The organism is Prevotella sp. BV3P1 (assembly GCF_000479005.1).
GTDB lineage: Bacteria > Bacteroidota > Bacteroidia > Bacteroidales > Bacteroidaceae > Prevotella.
On record NZ_AWXC01000008.1, the window covers coordinates 244,712 to 261,805 of the forward strand.

8 protein-coding genes are annotated in these 17,094 nt (G+C 46.0%); all 8 read left to right on the forward strand.

The genetic code is table 11. The features are described from left to right. Positions 1 to 17 precede the first annotated feature (17 nt). The 8 genes from HMPREF1254_RS03005 to HMPREF1254_RS03050 all read left to right on the forward strand — a co-directional run bounded on the left by HMPREF1254_RS03005 (position 18) and on the right by HMPREF1254_RS03050 (position 16,134). Positions 18 to 3,227 carry a SusC/RagA family TonB-linked outer membrane protein gene (locus HMPREF1254_RS03005; RefSeq protein ID WP_023057166.1) on the forward strand — a complete coding sequence of 1,070 codons (3,210 nt, stop codon included), beginning with the start codon at positions 18 to 20 and terminating at the stop codon, positions 3,225 to 3,227. Positions 3,228 to 3,247: 20 nt separating this feature from the next. Next, entirely contained in the window at positions 3,248 to 4,897 is a 1,650-nt protein-coding gene (locus tag HMPREF1254_RS03010) for a RagB/SusD family nutrient uptake outer membrane protein (protein WP_023057015.1), read from the forward strand. A 63-nt stretch (positions 4,898 to 4,960) separates the two neighbouring features. After that, positions 4,961 to 6,649: a DUF5018 domain-containing protein gene (locus HMPREF1254_RS03015; RefSeq protein WP_023057136.1), complete on the forward strand. Its 1,689-nt coding sequence runs from the start codon at positions 4,961 to 4,963 to the stop codon at positions 6,647 to 6,649. 274 nt (positions 6,650 to 6,923) lie between these two features. Continuing rightward, positions 6,924 to 8,357, forward strand: a complete 1,434-nt coding sequence (locus tag HMPREF1254_RS03020; protein ID WP_023057024.1) for a DUF5009 domain-containing protein — start codon at positions 6,924 to 6,926, stop codon at positions 8,355 to 8,357. A gap of 1,026 nt (positions 8,358 to 9,383) precedes the next feature. After that, positions 9,384 to 10,586, forward strand: coding sequence for an ROK family transcriptional regulator (locus HMPREF1254_RS03035; protein ID WP_023057142.1), 1,203 nt, complete (start codon positions 9,384 to 9,386; stop codon positions 10,584 to 10,586). A gap of 151 nt (positions 10,587 to 10,737) precedes the next feature. After that, positions 10,738 to 12,306 carry a helicase HerA-like domain-containing protein gene (locus HMPREF1254_RS03040; protein WP_023057075.1) on the forward strand — a complete coding sequence of 523 codons (1,569 nt, stop codon included), beginning with the start codon at positions 10,738 to 10,740 and terminating at the stop codon, positions 12,304 to 12,306. A 261-nt stretch (positions 12,307 to 12,567) separates the two neighbouring features. After that, complete coding sequence (locus HMPREF1254_RS03045; protein ID WP_023057060.1) at positions 12,568 to 14,634, forward strand: TonB-dependent receptor plug domain-containing protein; 2,067 nt, start codon at positions 12,568 to 12,570, stop codon at positions 14,632 to 14,634. Between the two features lie 753 nt (positions 14,635 to 15,387). After that, positions 15,388 to 16,134, forward strand: a complete 747-nt coding sequence (locus tag HMPREF1254_RS03050) for a hypothetical protein (RefSeq protein ID WP_023057078.1) — start codon at positions 15,388 to 15,390, stop codon at positions 16,132 to 16,134. The last annotated feature ends 960 nt before the right edge of the window (positions 16,135 to 17,094 follow it).

A 17,094-nucleotide genomic window follows, 5' to 3' on the forward strand; every position in this document is an offset into this window, starting at 1 on the left:
TATAATGAAATAAAGCTATGAAGGATTTTAAGAAATTGCAATTGACATCTCAAGCTGTGCGACATTTTTCGTTGACAGTGATAGCTCTTGTTGCTTTTGTGCTTCCGATAGAAGCGCAGAATGTAATCAGAGGTATTATTAGAGATGCTACAGGAGAACCACTTCCAGGTGTGAGTGTGGTTGTCAAAGGACGAACTGGTATTGGAACTGTTTCTAATGCGGATGGAATCTATACTATTCCGGCTGGTAGTGGAGACGTGTTGCGTTTTTCATATGTCGGCATGAAGGCTCGTGAGGTTAAGGTTGGCAAGCAATCTGTACTCGATGTAGAGTTGATAGACGACAACCTTCTGAACGATGTGGTGGTGATAGGTTATGGCAAGGCCCGCAAGCAATCGCTCACCGGAGCCGTCTCTGCCATAGACGGGGCAGAGTTGGTCAAGGCTCCTTCCACAAATATTTCTACCTTGTTAGGTGGTCGTTTGGCTGGTCTCACTTCAGTGCAGACTTCTGGAGAGCCTGGCAAAGACTTCGCTTCGCTTCGCATCCGTGGCTCACAATATGGAGCTCTGTATGTTGTTGATGGTATTCCGAGGTCTATTAATGATATAGATCCCAATGACGTGGCCTCGGTATCCGTGCTGAAAGACGCAGCCTCGGCAGCTGTATATGGACTTAATGCAGCAGGAGGTGTGGTGATAGTGACGACCAAACGAGGTAACGAAGGCAAACCTCGGATTTCGTACGATGGGCAGTATGGTATCTCGGTCAATGCCAATTTCCCGCAGTTTATGAACGGGCCTGAGTTTGCCCACTTCTACAACATGGCCGACATGATGGATAAGCTCACAGGCACAACGCTCAAGAGCCGCGAGGACTATAAGCCGATATTCTCTCGCGAAAATGTGGAAGCCATGTTGAATGGTGATCCATCTGATGGCTGGGATAATGTTGATTACATAGGTAAAGTATTTGGTACGGGTACGAATATGAAACACAACGTCACGCTTCAAGGTGGTACACCTGATACACATTATTACCTTGCCGGTGGCTTTATGAACCAAAAGGGTAATATCAGTAACTTCGATTTCCGCCGTTATAATATGCGAATAAATCTCGACTCAAAGTTGGGGCGTGATTGGAAGGTAATCTTTGGCGCAGTAGGAAGTGTCGGTCGTCGTTCTACTCCTGCTTACAACTCCGGCGGAGCCGATGACGGATCGGAAGGAAGTGGTGAAGTGGGCTGGCTGTCTATTGGTCACCAAGCCATTATGATGCACCCATACCTGCCAGAAACCTATAAAGGCCTCTATACCGCAACGATTCCGAACAATGCCTCTGCGAGTTACAGCCCACTAGCTGCCATACACAACTCGGGCTACAAGAAGACCCGCAGCTTGGATCTCAACACCAACCTGAGCATCGAATACGCTGCACCTTGGCTCCCCGGATTAACGTTCAAGGCTACCGGTTCTTACGATTATGAGACGTCACACAATAAGAATCTTGATACGCCATATAAGACTTACTCAATGTCTAGGGCTGTCGACAACTTCGGAGCATTTGTTCTTAACGACGACCCTCGCGACGTTTCAGCCAACATGAACCATGTGGGCGAGGGACAATATAACAATGAACAGCTCATGGGGCAGCTGGGAATCGAATATGTCAGAGGTTTTGGCAACCATCATGTTGATGGCATGTTGTTGGTAGAAGGTCGTGACATTAAGTCGAACAGCTTCGGAGCCTATGCCTATCATATTCCATTTGTTGAGCTTCCTGAGCTCTCTTTGGGTGATGCCATTCCCAATCCGATATCAGGCTACAGCACGCACAATCGGATGGCAGGCTATGTTTTCCGTTTCAAATACGACTATGCCAATAAATATCTTGCCGAGTTCAGTGGCCGATATGATGGCTCCTACAATTTCAATGGCAACGTGTCAAGCAAGCGTTGGGGCTTCTTCCCCTCTTTCTCGGCAGCTTGGCGTATCTCTAGTGAGCCTTTCATGGCATCCACTCACTCATGGCTCAACGACCTGAAACTACGTGGTTCCATCGGCTTGGTGGGTAATGATGGAGTGCCTGCCTACTCTTTTTTGAGTACATATAGCTTTGGCAACAACCGCATCTTCAACGGGGCAGCCTATCGTTCGCTCTACACCACGAGCATTGCCAATCCTAATCTCACCTGGTCGAAGACCCGTACACAAAACATCGGCTTCAATGCCACCCTGTGGGATGCGTTGCTTGATATTGAGTTTGACTGGTTCTATAACCTCAATTATGACCTGCTTTCGAGCAATGGTGGTGACAAAGCTCCCTCTATGGGCGGCTATTACCCAACCTATGTGAACAACAACCGCTATTGTAATTATGGTATGGAGTGGCAGATTACCCATCGCAACCATTTCAATCTCATGGGTAAGCCGTTCAACTATAATATTGGTATCAACATGACTTTGGCCAAGAGCAAGTGGCTCCGTTACCCCGACGCCCCCAATACGATGGAATGGCGCAAGGTGGTGGGCACCTCTGTCGATGCCTACAATGCATGGGTGGCAGATGGATTGTTCCGTTCTGAGGAGGAGATTACTAACTCCGCCTGGTATGGAACACGTCCTAATCTTGGCGACATCAAGTATAAAGACCTCAATGGTGATGGTGTCATCAGCGAGCAAGATAAGTCGCGAATCGGTCGGAGCAATCGGCCGGAGGTGATGATGGGACTTAATCTTGGCGCTTCGTGGAACGGTTTCGACTTGGCCATGCTCTTCAGTGCGGGCTTCAAGTTTGATGTTTCTCTTTTGGGAACCTACTATAATGGCTATGACGACAACACTGTATGGTCGCAGACTTTCAAGGAGGGAGCCAACTCGCCTCTGTGGTTGGTACAGAACTCCTATAGTATTGACAATCCTTCAGGACAGTATCCCCGCTTAACCCTTGGTAATTTGAGCCATGGAGGCGACAACGGACTTGCCTCTACTTTCTGGATGAAAAAGGGCGACTATGTGCGCCTCAAAGACTTCCAGCTGGGCTATACTTTCCCGGCATTGTGGACCAAAGCTCTACACATTCAGAAACTGAGGATATATGTAGAGGGTTCCAACATTTTCACATTAGACAATCTTCCCAAGGGCATTGACCCTGAGTCGCCTCGTGTGAACAATGGCTACTATCCACAGCAACGCACTTTCCTAGGCGGCATGAATATTACATTCTAATTTTATAAACAGTTTGAACTATGAAAGCTAAATATTTAGGATTATGTTTGATGATGGCCATAGCAGGACTTTCTTCTTGTAATGACTTTCTGAATATTGATCCAACTGACAAAGCTACCAACAAGATGGTATGGAAAAATACAGAATATGCAGAGATGGCTGTCAACTATTTTTATGCTGACATCCCATATCTGGGTAGCTTCAACAACTATCAATGTGCGGCGGGAATGACCGAAGGCCTTACTGATGAGTTGAAATACGGTAACATGACCTATAATGCTGAGATGTATATTCCAAATGAAATATCGTATGGTGGCATAGCATTGTCGGCTCATTACACCGATGTCTATCTGGGTATTTGGGGTAGCACCTACGAGGAAATTCGTCGGGCGAATGAGGCATTGGGTAAACTGAAGGAAAGCACTATCGCCGATAAAGACAAGAGTCGCTTGGAAGGCGAGCTGCGATTTTTCCGTGGAATGTACTACTTTGAGCTGTTGAAGCGTTACCATCAGGCCATTATCTATGATGAAGACCTGTCGAAGATCAGCACGGATCATGCCCTTGGCACTGAACAGGAGGGCTGGGACTATGTGTACAACGATCTGAAGTTTGCTGGCGAAAACCTCCCCGTGAGCAAAAGCGCAAAAGGCAGGCTGACCAGTGGGGCTGCCTACGCCCTGATGTCTCGGGCTATGCTCTATTGCAAGAGATGGGAAGCCGTGCAAGAGGCCGCCAAGAAGGTGATCGCCATGGGCTACGAACTCACGCCCAACTATGCTGACGCATTTACCGATGGCAACAGCGAGGCAATTCTGCAGTATAGTTATGGGGCTGCTGAGAAGGTGACTCACAACTTCGACGGCTACTATGCGCCGGCTAGCGACCATGTGGTCAATGGCAATGCGATGTATGGTGGTTATGCTACTCCCACCCAGGATATGGTAGAGGAATATGAACTTGCCACCGGTGGATCGGCTAACTGGAATGCCTGGCACACCACGACAGGCACCAATGCCGAGCCCCCTTACGCTTCGTTGGAGCCTCGATTCAAGGCCACCATACTCTTTAATGGGGCTCATTGGCGCAACCGCGTCATAGAACCATATATCGGTGGTGGCGATGGATGGTGCACTTGGGAGTCCGACGCCACTACGCTGGGTCGAACGACGACAGGCTATTATCTGCGTAAACTGGTAGATGAGAAACACGACTACTCACTGACGCAAGCCAGCACTCAGCCTTGGATAGCCTGCAGGTTGGGTGAAGTCTACCTCAACTATGCCGAGGCTTGCTATCGGTTGGGAGACAACACCACGACGATGGAGTATATTAATAAGGTGAGGTCACGCGTCAGTCTACCTGCAGTCAAAGGGTTGAGCGGAGATAATCTCTTTGCTGCCTTGCGCCATGAACGTAAGGTAGAGCTGGCTTTCGAGGGCTTGTATTATTGGGACATGAGACGCTGGGGGCTGTCACAGAGTGCTTTCACTGGCATCCGTCGTCATGGACTGAAGATTGAGAAGGATGCCAACGGTTCGTTCAATTATACTTACGTCACCGTCGACAACCAAAACATGAACTATCCGGCGAAGCTAAATCGTTTCCCAGTACCACAGGATGAGCTCGAAAGCAATAGTTTAATCGAACAATTTAACGAGTGGAAGTAAATATTTTAACCATTCTCCGGTCACGGCACCCGTGACCGAAGACAAGCAGACAATTTGCGAATTATGAAAAAACAATTATTATATCTTTGTGCCGGAGTATTCTCCTTAATGATCCTCAACAGCTGCGCTGAAGAGGAGAATGTGGCTCCTACTGCCGACCGAACGGGCATTACCAGCCTAGCTGCCTATTTCACCTCGGGGCCGAACATCGATAAACTTGCCATAAACTGGAAGGTAACCAATAATAGTGAGGTAACTGACTATGTGATTCCCATTCCCTATTACTATCCAGAGGAGAGCGACAACACCACGGAGGAGTATATGAAAAGTATGAAGGTGGTGGCTACACTGGAGAACAATTGCCTGTTGAGTCCTGCACTGACGATGCTCGACCTGACAAAGAAGAATGAGTTTACCTATACCGACCCCTATGGTACACAGAAACACATCACCATCTCGGGCAAGATGACCCGCTCTTCCAAGTGTGCCATCAAGGCTATTACGGTGAACCCGGGCAACCTGACGGGTGTCATTGATGAGGACAACAAAACCATCTCACTGGTGGCTGCAGCCGACCTCTCGGAGTGTACGGCTGAAGTAACGCTGTCACCGCATGCCACCATCTCGCCTGACCCATCTGTTGCCCACAACTTCAACGATGGTTTTCAGTTTACCGTCACAGCAGACAACGGGCAGGATAAGGCTGTGTATCAAGTTGTGAAGCAAATACCACCTAAGATTGCCAATGGATACAGAAAGGGTAGTGAGACAGTGATATTCGAGAACGACATGACTACTTTGGGTGTTACAGACGCTAACGCCATCCATCCCACGTTGGCCGCCATTGGTGGCTATGTAGTGCTGAATCTTGGCAACGGCACGGCTCCACAGTATTTCAAGAAAGCTACGGGCAGCCACGTGGGTAAGGTGAACATGGGCAAGGCCAGTGCCACCGGAGCTATTACCAGTGACAATGCCGGCAACATGCTCCTGTGCAACTATGCTGGCAACGGGCAGACACTCAACATTTATAAGACTAACGATGTGACGACAGTACCGCAGCTACTCATCTCTTATCCAAATAATTTGGGTGTTGGAATCGGCGCTAGGCTCCATGTGCAGGGCGACTTAAACAAGAACGCAGTCATCACAGCCACGCCTTATAGTAGCCGAAACGTCATCCGATGGACTGTTACCAATGGAAAGGTGGGAGCTGCCGAGAATCTGTTGTTCAGTGGATTGAATGCTTGGGGTGGACAGGACGATGCCGCAAAGGTGGTATCAGTGGGCGATACACCTGCCGACGGCTGCATAGTAGACTATTATGATGGTGGTGCCTGTAAGATGTACTTCGCTCCGTCGTGGACTAACCCGCAGCCTATGGTAAACGATGCCAGCGGTAACGCCTGGGGCTACAACACCGCTGCGGTAGACGTGCGCGCGTTCAACAACAGCCGATACTTAAGCCTCTTTGAGATGGGCTACTGGCCCGATTGGGGCCTGACGGGGCATGTGTTCCTCTATGATGCGACCAATCCGGCAACGGTGACGGGTACGGTAGATGGAAGCAGTGCTCTAAAATATACCTATGTGGTGCCTGATAAGTTTGGTTCTCTTGGATATGCAGCAGGTGGTAGGTTTGCCGATGTGCTCATGACGCCTTCTGAGGATGGTTACTTTATGTATATATTCTATGCTTCCAATACCCACCTTTCTTTCGGTGGTATACAGATAGATTGTATCGACAAGTAAGCGTGCTGTGGGGCATGGTCAGGATGTGGTCTCATATAGATGGGTCTACCTCCTGAAATGCCCCCGACACTCTTTCGAACAATAAAATTATGAACAAAATACTTCGAAATATTCTTCTCGACGCTGTTTATAAACAGTCTTAACTTGTAATTAATAATTTATTTGATTTTGGTTTGGATAGGTGCTGTCAGCCTGCCTGTCCCAAGTCATGGTAGGGAGATGGTTGAGGTATTGGGGAGACCTACCCACCCATCTTTAGAAAAGCAATGAAGTGATGACACAAGCAAGCAACACAGGAAAACAGCGCGCATTATCTTTAGATGCATTTAGAGGTTATGCCATCCTGACAATGATATTGTCGGGCAGCATCGTCTGGGGCGTGCTTCCTGCATGGATGTACCATGCACAAGAGGGTCCGAGATCGGGATTCCATTTCGACCCCACTATATATGGTATCACATGGGTTGACCTGGTCTTCCCGTTCTTTCTGTTTGCCATGGGTGCCGCCTTCCCCTTCTCGATAGGGAGCAAGATTGCCCGTGGAAAACCGAACAGGCAGATTGTGGGCGACATCATACTTCGGTATTTCAGGCTGCTGGTCTTTGCCATCGCAGTGCAACATCTTTACCCCTACTTCATCTCGGCACCACAAGACCTGCGTTCATGGGGCATCGCCCTCTCTGGATTTGCGCTCCTCTTCCCCATGTATATGAGGCTACCCGGTCATTGGAGCAAGCTTGTTAGGATGGCCGTGCGGTTGATAGGATACGGGCTGATGGCGTTCATGGTGCTTTCCGTAAGCTATGCCAACCACCAAGGATTCAGCCTGGCCGACAGTAATATTATCCTACTGCTGCTGGCCAACATGGCTCTGTTCGGGTCGCTAATCTATGTCTTTACCGTTGATAATGGCTGGCTGCGCGTTGCGGTCTTGCCCATGTTGGCCGGAATGCTCTTAGCCGCGCGTAACGCCACCTCATGGAATCATATCGTCTTCGAGTTTACACCAGTGAGTTGGGCCTTCCGATTCGATTATCTCAAATATCTGTTCATCGTCATTCCAGGAAGTTTCGCGGGTGAATATCTGAAAGATTGGAGTATAAACGCAGCCTCCAAGTCGCCTGCTCGGAAAGAGAACAACTATGTGGTGACCATTGGATTAACACTCACTCCGGTACTCATCATCATTGTCAATCTGTATGGCCTCTACACTCGGGCACTCTTGCTCAACCTGGGGTGTACCCTTGCCTTGCTGGCATTCATGCACATCCTCATATCCAGAAGCAGCGGTATATCGCGTGAGCTATGGCGGAAGATGTATCGGGCAGGTGGCTATCTGCTGATTTTGGGCCTGGTGTTTGAAGCTTTCGAGGGAGGAGTGAGGAAGGACACGGCCACTTTCAGCTATTATTTCATCACATCGGGGCTAGCCTTCCTATTGTTTATCACGTTTCATTTGCTATGTGATATTTTCCAAATAAGATGGCTAAGCCATTCACTTGGCTATGCCGGGCAGAACCCGATGATAGCCTATGTGGCCATAGACCTGTTCATTATGCCTGTGTTGAATCTGACGGGATGGGTGCCTTATTTGGAGGTTTTCAGCCGCAGCGCCCTCCTCGGTTTTACTCAAGGCGTGGTGCTGAGCACCTTGGCTTTCTTGGTGACCTATGCCCTGACCAAGCGAGGTTGCTATTGGCGCACTTAGTATAAGTATCTGGGCATGGAATCAAAATAACACAATATTGGGATACAGGGCGATATAAATAACTTTTTAGCGAAAGGTGTAGTGGGCGACGCCAAGGTCGTCCCTACATCAAAAGAACCTGTCGTCTTTACATCGACGAACTTGTTGGCTCAAGGGCACAAGCAAGCTAAAAAATGTTCAATCATTCAATAACGGAGGCAAACATCTGTCATGGGTGTTTGCCTCCTTTTTTCGTTGTGACTGATAATTGTATTTCATCTTCTTTGCTTTGCCCACACCGCGGTTGGACTTATAGATGTGGAGCAAAGAGCATGGGGTAGGATATAGGTTGTTGTGTTGGCCGGTTGGGATGTTTGTCCGTATAAATGACAATAAAAAGCCCTTCCAAAAGTGCAAAATAGAGAAAATCGATAGGCAAATGCGGTACATTTATCTCTTTCTGGATTCAGAAAACAGGCCTAAAGGTCCAATAGCATTGAGTTATGCGGTTAAAAGCTATGCTATTCGTGCTCAAGTAACATGCATTTACACCTTTAAAGTATACCAATTATACGGTTAAAAGCATGCTTTAACCGTGTAAAAGCACGAAACACAAGGTCAAAGATTGGGCTTGAAGCGCTTAATGTATTGAGCAGTAGGAAGATATGGGGATTGCGTATGTTTCCAAAATTTGCGAGAACCTCGAGGCATGGTGGCAAATAAGCGAATTATAGCGAGGTGATTGTCAAGAAAAATGACAGATGATTTTCAAACGAAATCCTACGCTGAAAAGTCCCTGTTTGTTGTCAATAGCCTATTTTCAGGTCATCTGGACGCACGGTAGACTGTTTCTCTACGAATGATCATATTATTGACATGACCTCAAGCCGCACACGTCTGCATTTTTTTCTATTTACTTTCAAGCAGAATATACTACAAAAATGTTTCAAGTTTTCGATTTTAATTTGTATCTTTGCCTTATAAAGTGCTTTGATTTGAAACTCAACACCTTTGCTTTCATTTATATAGGTTAAATCAACATCAAAAATGAAGACCATACTAAAATTAGAATACTTGCACCGAAAGCCTGACAATTATAAAACAATTCTCAAGTATCTGATGCTGCATGATGGCTGTACGATACCGGAAATCTCGAAACATATAGGTATCAGCGTTCCAACTACGACAAAAATCATCACAGATCTGATGAGCAAGGGGTTTGTGGCTTCGAAAGGAAAACGCGATCAGACGCACGGTAGGCTTCCTACGGTTTATGGTCTGTCTACCGATTCTGGCTATTTTTTAGGCATCGACCCCAGTTATAACTCTTTAGCTATGGCTCTTTGTGATTTCAGTGGAAACATTGTCTTTGAGAAAAATAAGATTCCATTTCAATTAGAAAATACACAGCAATGCCTTGACACTTTGCTCAATCTTGTGAATGAATATATTGGCTCTCTTGACATACAAAAGGAATCTATCTTGCATGCTTCTATGAACGTGTCGGGCAGAGTGAATCCGTTCACCGGCGTTAGTCACAGTATATTCGATTTCTTGGATCAGCCTTTAGCCAAGTATATTTCAGATCTGATTGGCATTCCAACGTGCATTGAGAATGATACCAGAGCCATGACTTTTGGCGAATACTTGGTAGGTTGCTGCAAAAGTGCCAAGAATGTGCTGTTTGTCAATGCGAGTTGGGGCATAGCAATCGGCATTATTGTAGGTGGCAAAATATATTATGGGAAATCAGGCTTCTCGGGTGAGTTCGGTCATGTGAAAGCTTATGATAATGAAGTGTTGTGTCGTTGTGGAAAGAAAGGCTGTCTGGAGACTGAGGTTTCTGGCATGGCTCTGCTGCGCGAAACGGTGAAAAACGTGTTGAAGGGCAAGCGTTCCATCCTTTCAGACAAAGTGCTTAAAGAGAATAAAGAACTCACACTATCTGACGTTCTGTACGCAATTCAGAAGGAGGACACGCTGTGTATTGAAACTTTGCAGAAGATAGCAGACCAGTTAGGGCGCAATTTGGCAGGCATGATCAACATCTTCAACCCGGATATGCTCATCATCGGTGGCGACTTGTCGCAGACCGGAGATTACATTACACAGCCGGTTCAGATGGCTATCAAGAAATATTCACTGAACATCGTTAATGAAGATTCGGAAGTTGTAACCTCAACATTGCGCGAGAGAGCAGGCGTCGTAGGTGCTTGCATGGTTGCCAGGTATCAAGTTGTTAGAGATTAATGCGATTGGTGGATGCTTCTTCATCATTGGAATCATCGAGATAATGGTTTTGTAATCATGCTAATGATCCGCTCGTGTTTTGAGTGTTTCTATCTATCTTTCAAATAAAAAGTGAACTCTTTACCCGAAATAATTTAATCAGTAACACATCATGTATACGCAAGAACAAGGATTATACATTGCACATGGGCAACAAGGTCCTATTGTGATGAATGGCAAAATGGCTAATCGACACGGATTGGTGGCAGGGGCAACGGGAACAGGAAAAACTGTGAGCCTGCAAGTGATGGCAGAATCGTTCTGCCAGGCGGGCGTACCCTGCTTCATGGCTGACATGAAAGGCGATTTGTCGGGTATCAGTCAGGCGGGCCATGTTTCAGGTTTCATTGAGAAACGAATGGCAGAATTTGGCATCACCAATCCGCAGTTCCAGTCTTGTCCGGTGCGGTTTTTCGATGTATATGGCGAGCAAGGGCATCCCATGCGTGCCACCATTTCGGAGATGGGGCCTGAACTGCTGACGCGTCTCCTTGAACTCAACGACACGCAGGCAGGCATTCTCAACATCGTGTTCCGTGTGGCTGACGACCGTGGATTGCTGATTATAGACATGAAGGATTTGCGTTCCATGCTCGACTATGTAGGGCAGCATGCCAAAGAGTACACCACGAGATATGGAAACATCTCCTCTGCTTCCATCGGAGCCATCCAACGTGCACTGCTCCAGTTGGAAAGTCAGGGCGCCGACTTGTTCTTTGGTGAGCCCTCTTTCGACATTCATGACCTGTTGCAAACCGAAGGTGGGAAAGGAATCATGAATGTGTTGGCCGCCGATAAACTCATGATGCAACCGAAACTCTATTCCACTTTTCTGCTTTGGTTAATCTCTGAACTCTATACAACGTTGCCCGAAGTGGGCGATCAGCCACTGCCCAAGCTGGTATTCTTTTTTGATGAGGCACACATGCTCTTTGAGGGTACGTCAAAAGCCTTGATTGTTAAGATAGAACAAGTGATACGCCTTATCCGAAGTAAGGGTGTGGGCATCTACTTGATCACCCAGAGTCCTACGGATATACCGCTCAACATACTCGGACAGTTAGGCAATCGGGTGCAGCATGCGCTTCGTGCTTACACGCCAAAAGATCAGAAAGCGGTGAAGAGTGCTGCAGAAACGTTCCGTGCGAACCCTGCCTTTAAAACCGAAGAGGCTATTACCAACCTTGAAACAGGCGAGGCCTTGGTGTCGTTCTTGGATGAGAAAGGGGCGCCACAGATGGTTGAACGAGCTAAAATGCTGTTTCCATTGAGTCAAATTGGGGCCATCACGGACGAACAGCGCAAAGCCATTATCGCTCAATCGAGCTTGGGAAGTAAATACAACCAGCCCTTTGATCGTGAAAGTGCTTACGAACAACTCCTCAAAATGGAACAGCAGGCACAGCAAGAAACGCCTGTAGAAGAAGAAAAATCAACACAGAAAACCGCAACAAGTAAGGGCAACAGCCTGTTCAGTAAAGTGTTGAAATCGGTCATCACCGCCCTCACAGCCACTTTTGCCTCGGTATTAGGAACGGCAGTTTCCAACCAAGTGACGGGTAAGAAATCGCGTTCTCGCAAGACAGCCACTGAGCGTGCTGTTAAAAATGCCACTTCGGCTGCTACTCGTACCATGACGCGTGAAATCACTCGCAGCATCTTGGGGAATCTTGTTAAGTAGTTTGAAGTACGTTTTTCAGCTTGATCTTTACTAAGTTTCAATGTGATTGTCATGATTCTGACCTGTGATGGACAGGTTATAGTGTATCTGGATTCTAAGCGTTATGTGCACAATGGCATGAAAGATGCTATGAGATATGATTCAATAATCTTGAAACAATCCAACAACAAAAGCCCCACTTTTCTCTTATTTTGTACCCTTTGAAAAGTGGGGTTGTGTTTCTTTTTCATTAACTTTGCCGTGATTTTTAATTTATAAACAATGGTAAAAGAACAGTTTAACAAGCGCAATCCGTTGTGGTTCAAGCATTTTAACCGCAAAGGATATTCGCTCTTCGCTGCTCTTGGCAAAGAAGTTTTGATTAGTGTTCTCAGCGTAAGCACATTGACTTACGCAAAGGCAGACGGTGTAAGTGTACGCCGTAACTTGCCCAATGACCTACTTACAAGCCAAGCAGTGAAACTGAGCGAAGTAGTCGTCACCGGCTCGCGCGCTCCGCTGACCGTTAGTCAGCAATCGAGAATGGTAACTGTACTGAGCCGAAAGGATATTGAATCGGCTCCGGTACAAAGTGTTAATGACCTATTGAAATTAGCAATAGGGGTTGATGTCCGCCAGAAAGGACCATTGGGAGCATTGACCGATGTGGGTATTCGTGGCGGAAACTCGGAGCAGGTCACTATTCTGTTGAATGGTATCAATATCTGCGATGCGCAAACCGCGCACAATGCGTTCGACATTCCTGTCGATTTGAGCGAAATCGAACGCATAGAAGTCTTGGAAGGTCCTGCAGGTAGGGTTTATGGCACATCTTCTTTGTTAGGCGCTATCAACATTGTCACCAAGGCGGCAGCCCGCACTTCACTCACAGCTCGCATGGAAAGTGGCTCGTATGGCTATCTCTCCACTGGTCTAAGGGGCAATATCGCCCGTAATAACTGGAACAACCAGCTTTCCCTTTCGGCGACTCGAAGCGATGGTTATTCACGCAGCAAGGCAGGAAACCTGAATGCTGATTATCGTACGCTCAAGTCATTTTATCAAGGAAGCTATCAAGATAGATGGGTTGATGTGAAGTGGCATGCCGGCATGAGCTTGAAAGATTTTGGATCAAACACGTTCTATGGCGTGAAATGGGACAACCAGTTTGAGCATACTTTCAAGACGTTCACAGCCATACAAGCTGAGAACAAACAAGGTAAATTTCATCTTCGCCCGTCTGTTTATTGGAATCGAGGCATGGATAGGTTCGAGTTGTTTCGTGGAGAGCCTAACAAATATCCGTTCAACTACCACCGAACCGACGTGTATGGCGTCAATCTGAATGCCTACTTTGATTGGGTTGGAGGTAGAACAGCCTTTGGTGCTGAGCTGAGACACGAAGACTTGATGAGTGGAAACCTTGGGGAGAAGCTCGAGAACCCACAGCACATTCATGGCACTGACCGTCAGTACACCAACGGATTGCAACGCACCAATACGCAATTTGTATTTGAACATAACGTGCTGCTCAATAGGTTCACCCTCTCGGCGGGCCTGATTGCCGTGAAAAACAGTCAGGCGAACATGAACATGCGCGTGTATCCAGGGGTAGATATGAGCTACCGCATCGGTGATGCCTTTAAGCTTTATGCCTCGTATAACACCTCATTGCGTATGCCGTCCATGACGGAATTGTTCTATTCTGTAGGTGGTCACAAGGCAGACAAGCACCTCAAACCAGAGGAACTGTCCGCCCTCGAGGGAGGTATCAAGTTTGGCAACCCTTACATCAATGCCAAGGCTGCCGTGTATTACAATCATCACAAAAACCTGATAGACTGGATACAAGACGGTACACGCAATGAAAAAAATGAATTGGTGTGGAAGAGTGTCAATTTTGGTGTGATTAATTCGTTGGGCGTTGAGAGCAGTTTCGACTTTAATTTCTTGCACATTCTGCCTTCACAGCGCTTCTTGAAGAACGTATCTTTGGGATATTCGTTTATCAATCAAGACCACAAGGAGGAAAAAGGCATTGTTAGCAAATACGTCTTGGAGTATCTCAAGCACAAGTTGGTGGCTGATGCTCAGCTGCATCTCATTGGCAAATTGGATTTAGGTTTGTCTTGTCGCTATCTCGACCGTATGGGAAGCTACAAGGATAGAGAGGGAGTGGCTCACTCGTACAAGCCTTATAGCGTGGTGGACGCACGTCTGACGTGGAACGAAAGTAACTGGAAGGCGTACCTCAATGCCAACAACGTTTTGAACAAAACCTACATGGATGCAGACAATGTGCCACAACCAGGAATCTGGGTGGTGGCCGGCGCTGCCATTACGCTGTAGGGTTTAACGGCTGTTATCATCAATATTGCCATCGCTACTGATGGTATAAAGGCCGCACTACCATCATCTACAATCTCGCAGATGTGTTAATCACGCTGCGAGATTGTATGTTGAAAGTAAATGAGTGAACCTTATATCACTCTCGCTATAAGGGCCTATTCGGAACATTCAACCATAAAACACGGCTCTTGTTGGGACAATCAAAAACTTGGGGGCTACCAATCGGTAACCCCCAACCAACACAAAAACTAAACTAGACTTAACTAAACTAATTAGAGATTTTCACAAACCTCCAGATAGTCGTTTGCAAATATAGTAAAGTTTTATAGAAAACCATAGAAAAAAACGTTTTTTTATTTTAATAGATTCAACTTCAAAATAAAGAGTGCCCATTTCTCTGAAATTGGCGTGGTTAGGGAATACTGGCACAACCTCTCAAGTATGGAACTTTCATACTTTATGAGAAAACTTTACACAGATGATGACCATGATGAAAACATGTCAAAGCATGATTGTCATATATTAATATAAGGTGTAACTTAACAGGTGTAATAGGTGGTCGTGCAAGATGTGCATTCAGTTCAAAATGATCTTCACAGGATATGCTGCTGTGAATATTTATGCTGACAGATGTATCTGCTTATCGTTTTTTTGTTATCTTTGTGGCTGAACGATGTTCGCCGCTATGATTCGGTTGGCCTAAAGTTTAGCGTAGGTTTGACGATTCAAAGTGTGGCAAAAAACGATTGAACGATGGAAAATCAGAAAACTAATGAAGTGAAAAGGTGGGGCAAACTCATGTTTGCCATCTTGAATATCCCCGGTGCTAAGGTTGATAGAATTGAATTTTTAGTGGAGGCTTTGCGCCCACATTGCACCGACGAGGAAATCAAAAAGGCTGCCTTGCAACGGCCGATTGATGTCGTTTCAGAAAAATTAATCGCAAAGATCGCTGGTGACTACATCGACAGAGAGGCTAAGAGGGCAACCCTTGTTTCCACGGTAACAGGCATACCTGGTGGGGCAGCGGTGTTTGTTGCCATACCCATTGACCTGGTGCAGTATTATTATCACACTTTGATTATTGCTCAAAAGTTGGCTTATCTATACGGCTATCCAGACTTGATAGACAGAGACGGCAAGATGAAGGCTTCGGCTTATGATTTGTTGATCATCTTCTTAGGAGCGATGCAGGGGTCGGATGTTGCTAATCAAGCCGTAAAGCAGGTGGCACGTACGATTTCAGAGGATATGGCGTTTCGTTTGCCACAGGTCAATGTGCCTACCAATGTTTGGCTTCCCTTTGTAAAAAGCATGTCGAAATGGGTGCGTGGGAAAGTTACCAAAGGCTCTTTGACCAAGCGTTTGAGCAAGGTCGTTCCCGTGGTGGGTGGTGCTGTGGCAGGCTATTTAACCTACGCATCGTTCAAACCGAATGCCAAGCAGTTACAGAAGGTCATGGCCGAAGATGCGCTTTTGTTTAAAACCAGCGATGAATAGTGGAGCTTGAACGGCGTGTTGGGTTGGTGCACCATTCAATTTTTGCTGCGAATGAAATGATGTAGACTCGTCTTTTCTTGCTGATTCTGGGCTTGATACAATCGTAAAATCATATTGCCGTCATGAAGAAGAAATTCCAACTGGAGATGATTTTTATTTGACAACAAGCCGTTGAATCCTTGGCTTGTAGACAAACAGACACGTTGCTGTGTGCAAATAAGCTAAATATGAACAACTTTTGTATGTTATTTATTCATAGGTAGTTACAGTCTTCTTTTGCCGTTTTCCATCTCATTCTTTCACTATTTGAGGCCAAAAGCATTGAGTTAAGCCTGTAATATCCATGCTTTTGACTGGTAATTGCCTGTAAATTGCCCGTCAAAAGGATGTAGATGGAATGGATAACTCATTGCTTTTACATCAAAAACTGTTTTTTTCTTACCTGCTCATCTCTTCTTTGCTCCCTCTGTGCCTATTGATTTTTTCTATATTGTAAGTTTTGAAGAGCCGTTTTTAGGGATGTTTTCATGATAAAAAATGTACATTTTGTACATAATTCCCTCGGTTCGTAATACATTACGTTTCACTCTAATATTCTCATAAATGATAATATATAAAAGGTGAAATTATAAACAAACGTTAAATCCTTATCTTTTTTCAAACTTTTCTGCTCGTTTATTTGGAGGGTATCACTTTTCGTGTTACCTTTGCACTCGCTTTCGCACTAAAAGTTGCGTTAGCAACACAAAGAAGCGATCTTTGAAAAGATTTACATAAAGACAGAAGTAGTACAAGAAGCATGAGTGTTGTTAAAGATGCTCATGGGTGAATTTTTACGAACCGTTCAATTCTTACTAGAAACGAACAAAGGTGAGAATACTTTTAAATTCTGGAGTTTCGTTCTGAACAGAGAAAACGAAGTTGGATAGATATGCGTGTACTGGCGTGAGCCTTATACAT

Excerpts from the sequence above, each read along its gene's own strand:
- HMPREF1254_RS03005 (WP_023057166.1), top strand. The coding sequence starts at position 18 with ATGAAGGATTTTAAGAAATTGCAATTGACATCTCAAGCTGTGCGACAT.
- HMPREF1254_RS03010 (WP_023057015.1), top strand. The coding sequence starts at position 3,248 with ATGAAAGCTAAATATTTAGGATTATGTTTGATGATGGCCATAGCAGGA.
- HMPREF1254_RS03015 (WP_023057136.1), top strand. The coding sequence starts at position 4,961 with ATGAAAAAACAATTATTATATCTTTGTGCCGGAGTATTCTCCTTAATG.
- HMPREF1254_RS03020 (WP_023057024.1), top strand. The coding sequence starts at position 6,924 with ATGACACAAGCAAGCAACACAGGAAAACAGCGCGCATTATCTTTAGAT.
- HMPREF1254_RS03035 (WP_023057142.1), top strand. The coding sequence starts at position 9,384 with ATGAAGACCATACTAAAATTAGAATACTTGCACCGAAAGCCTGACAAT.
- HMPREF1254_RS03040 (WP_023057075.1), top strand. The coding sequence starts at position 10,738 with ATGTATACGCAAGAACAAGGATTATACATTGCACATGGGCAACAAGGT.
- HMPREF1254_RS03045 (WP_023057060.1), top strand. The coding sequence starts at position 12,568 with ATGGTAAAAGAACAGTTTAACAAGCGCAATCCGTTGTGGTTCAAGCAT.
- HMPREF1254_RS03050 (WP_023057078.1), top strand. The coding sequence starts at position 15,388 with ATGGAAAATCAGAAAACTAATGAAGTGAAAAGGTGGGGCAAACTCATG.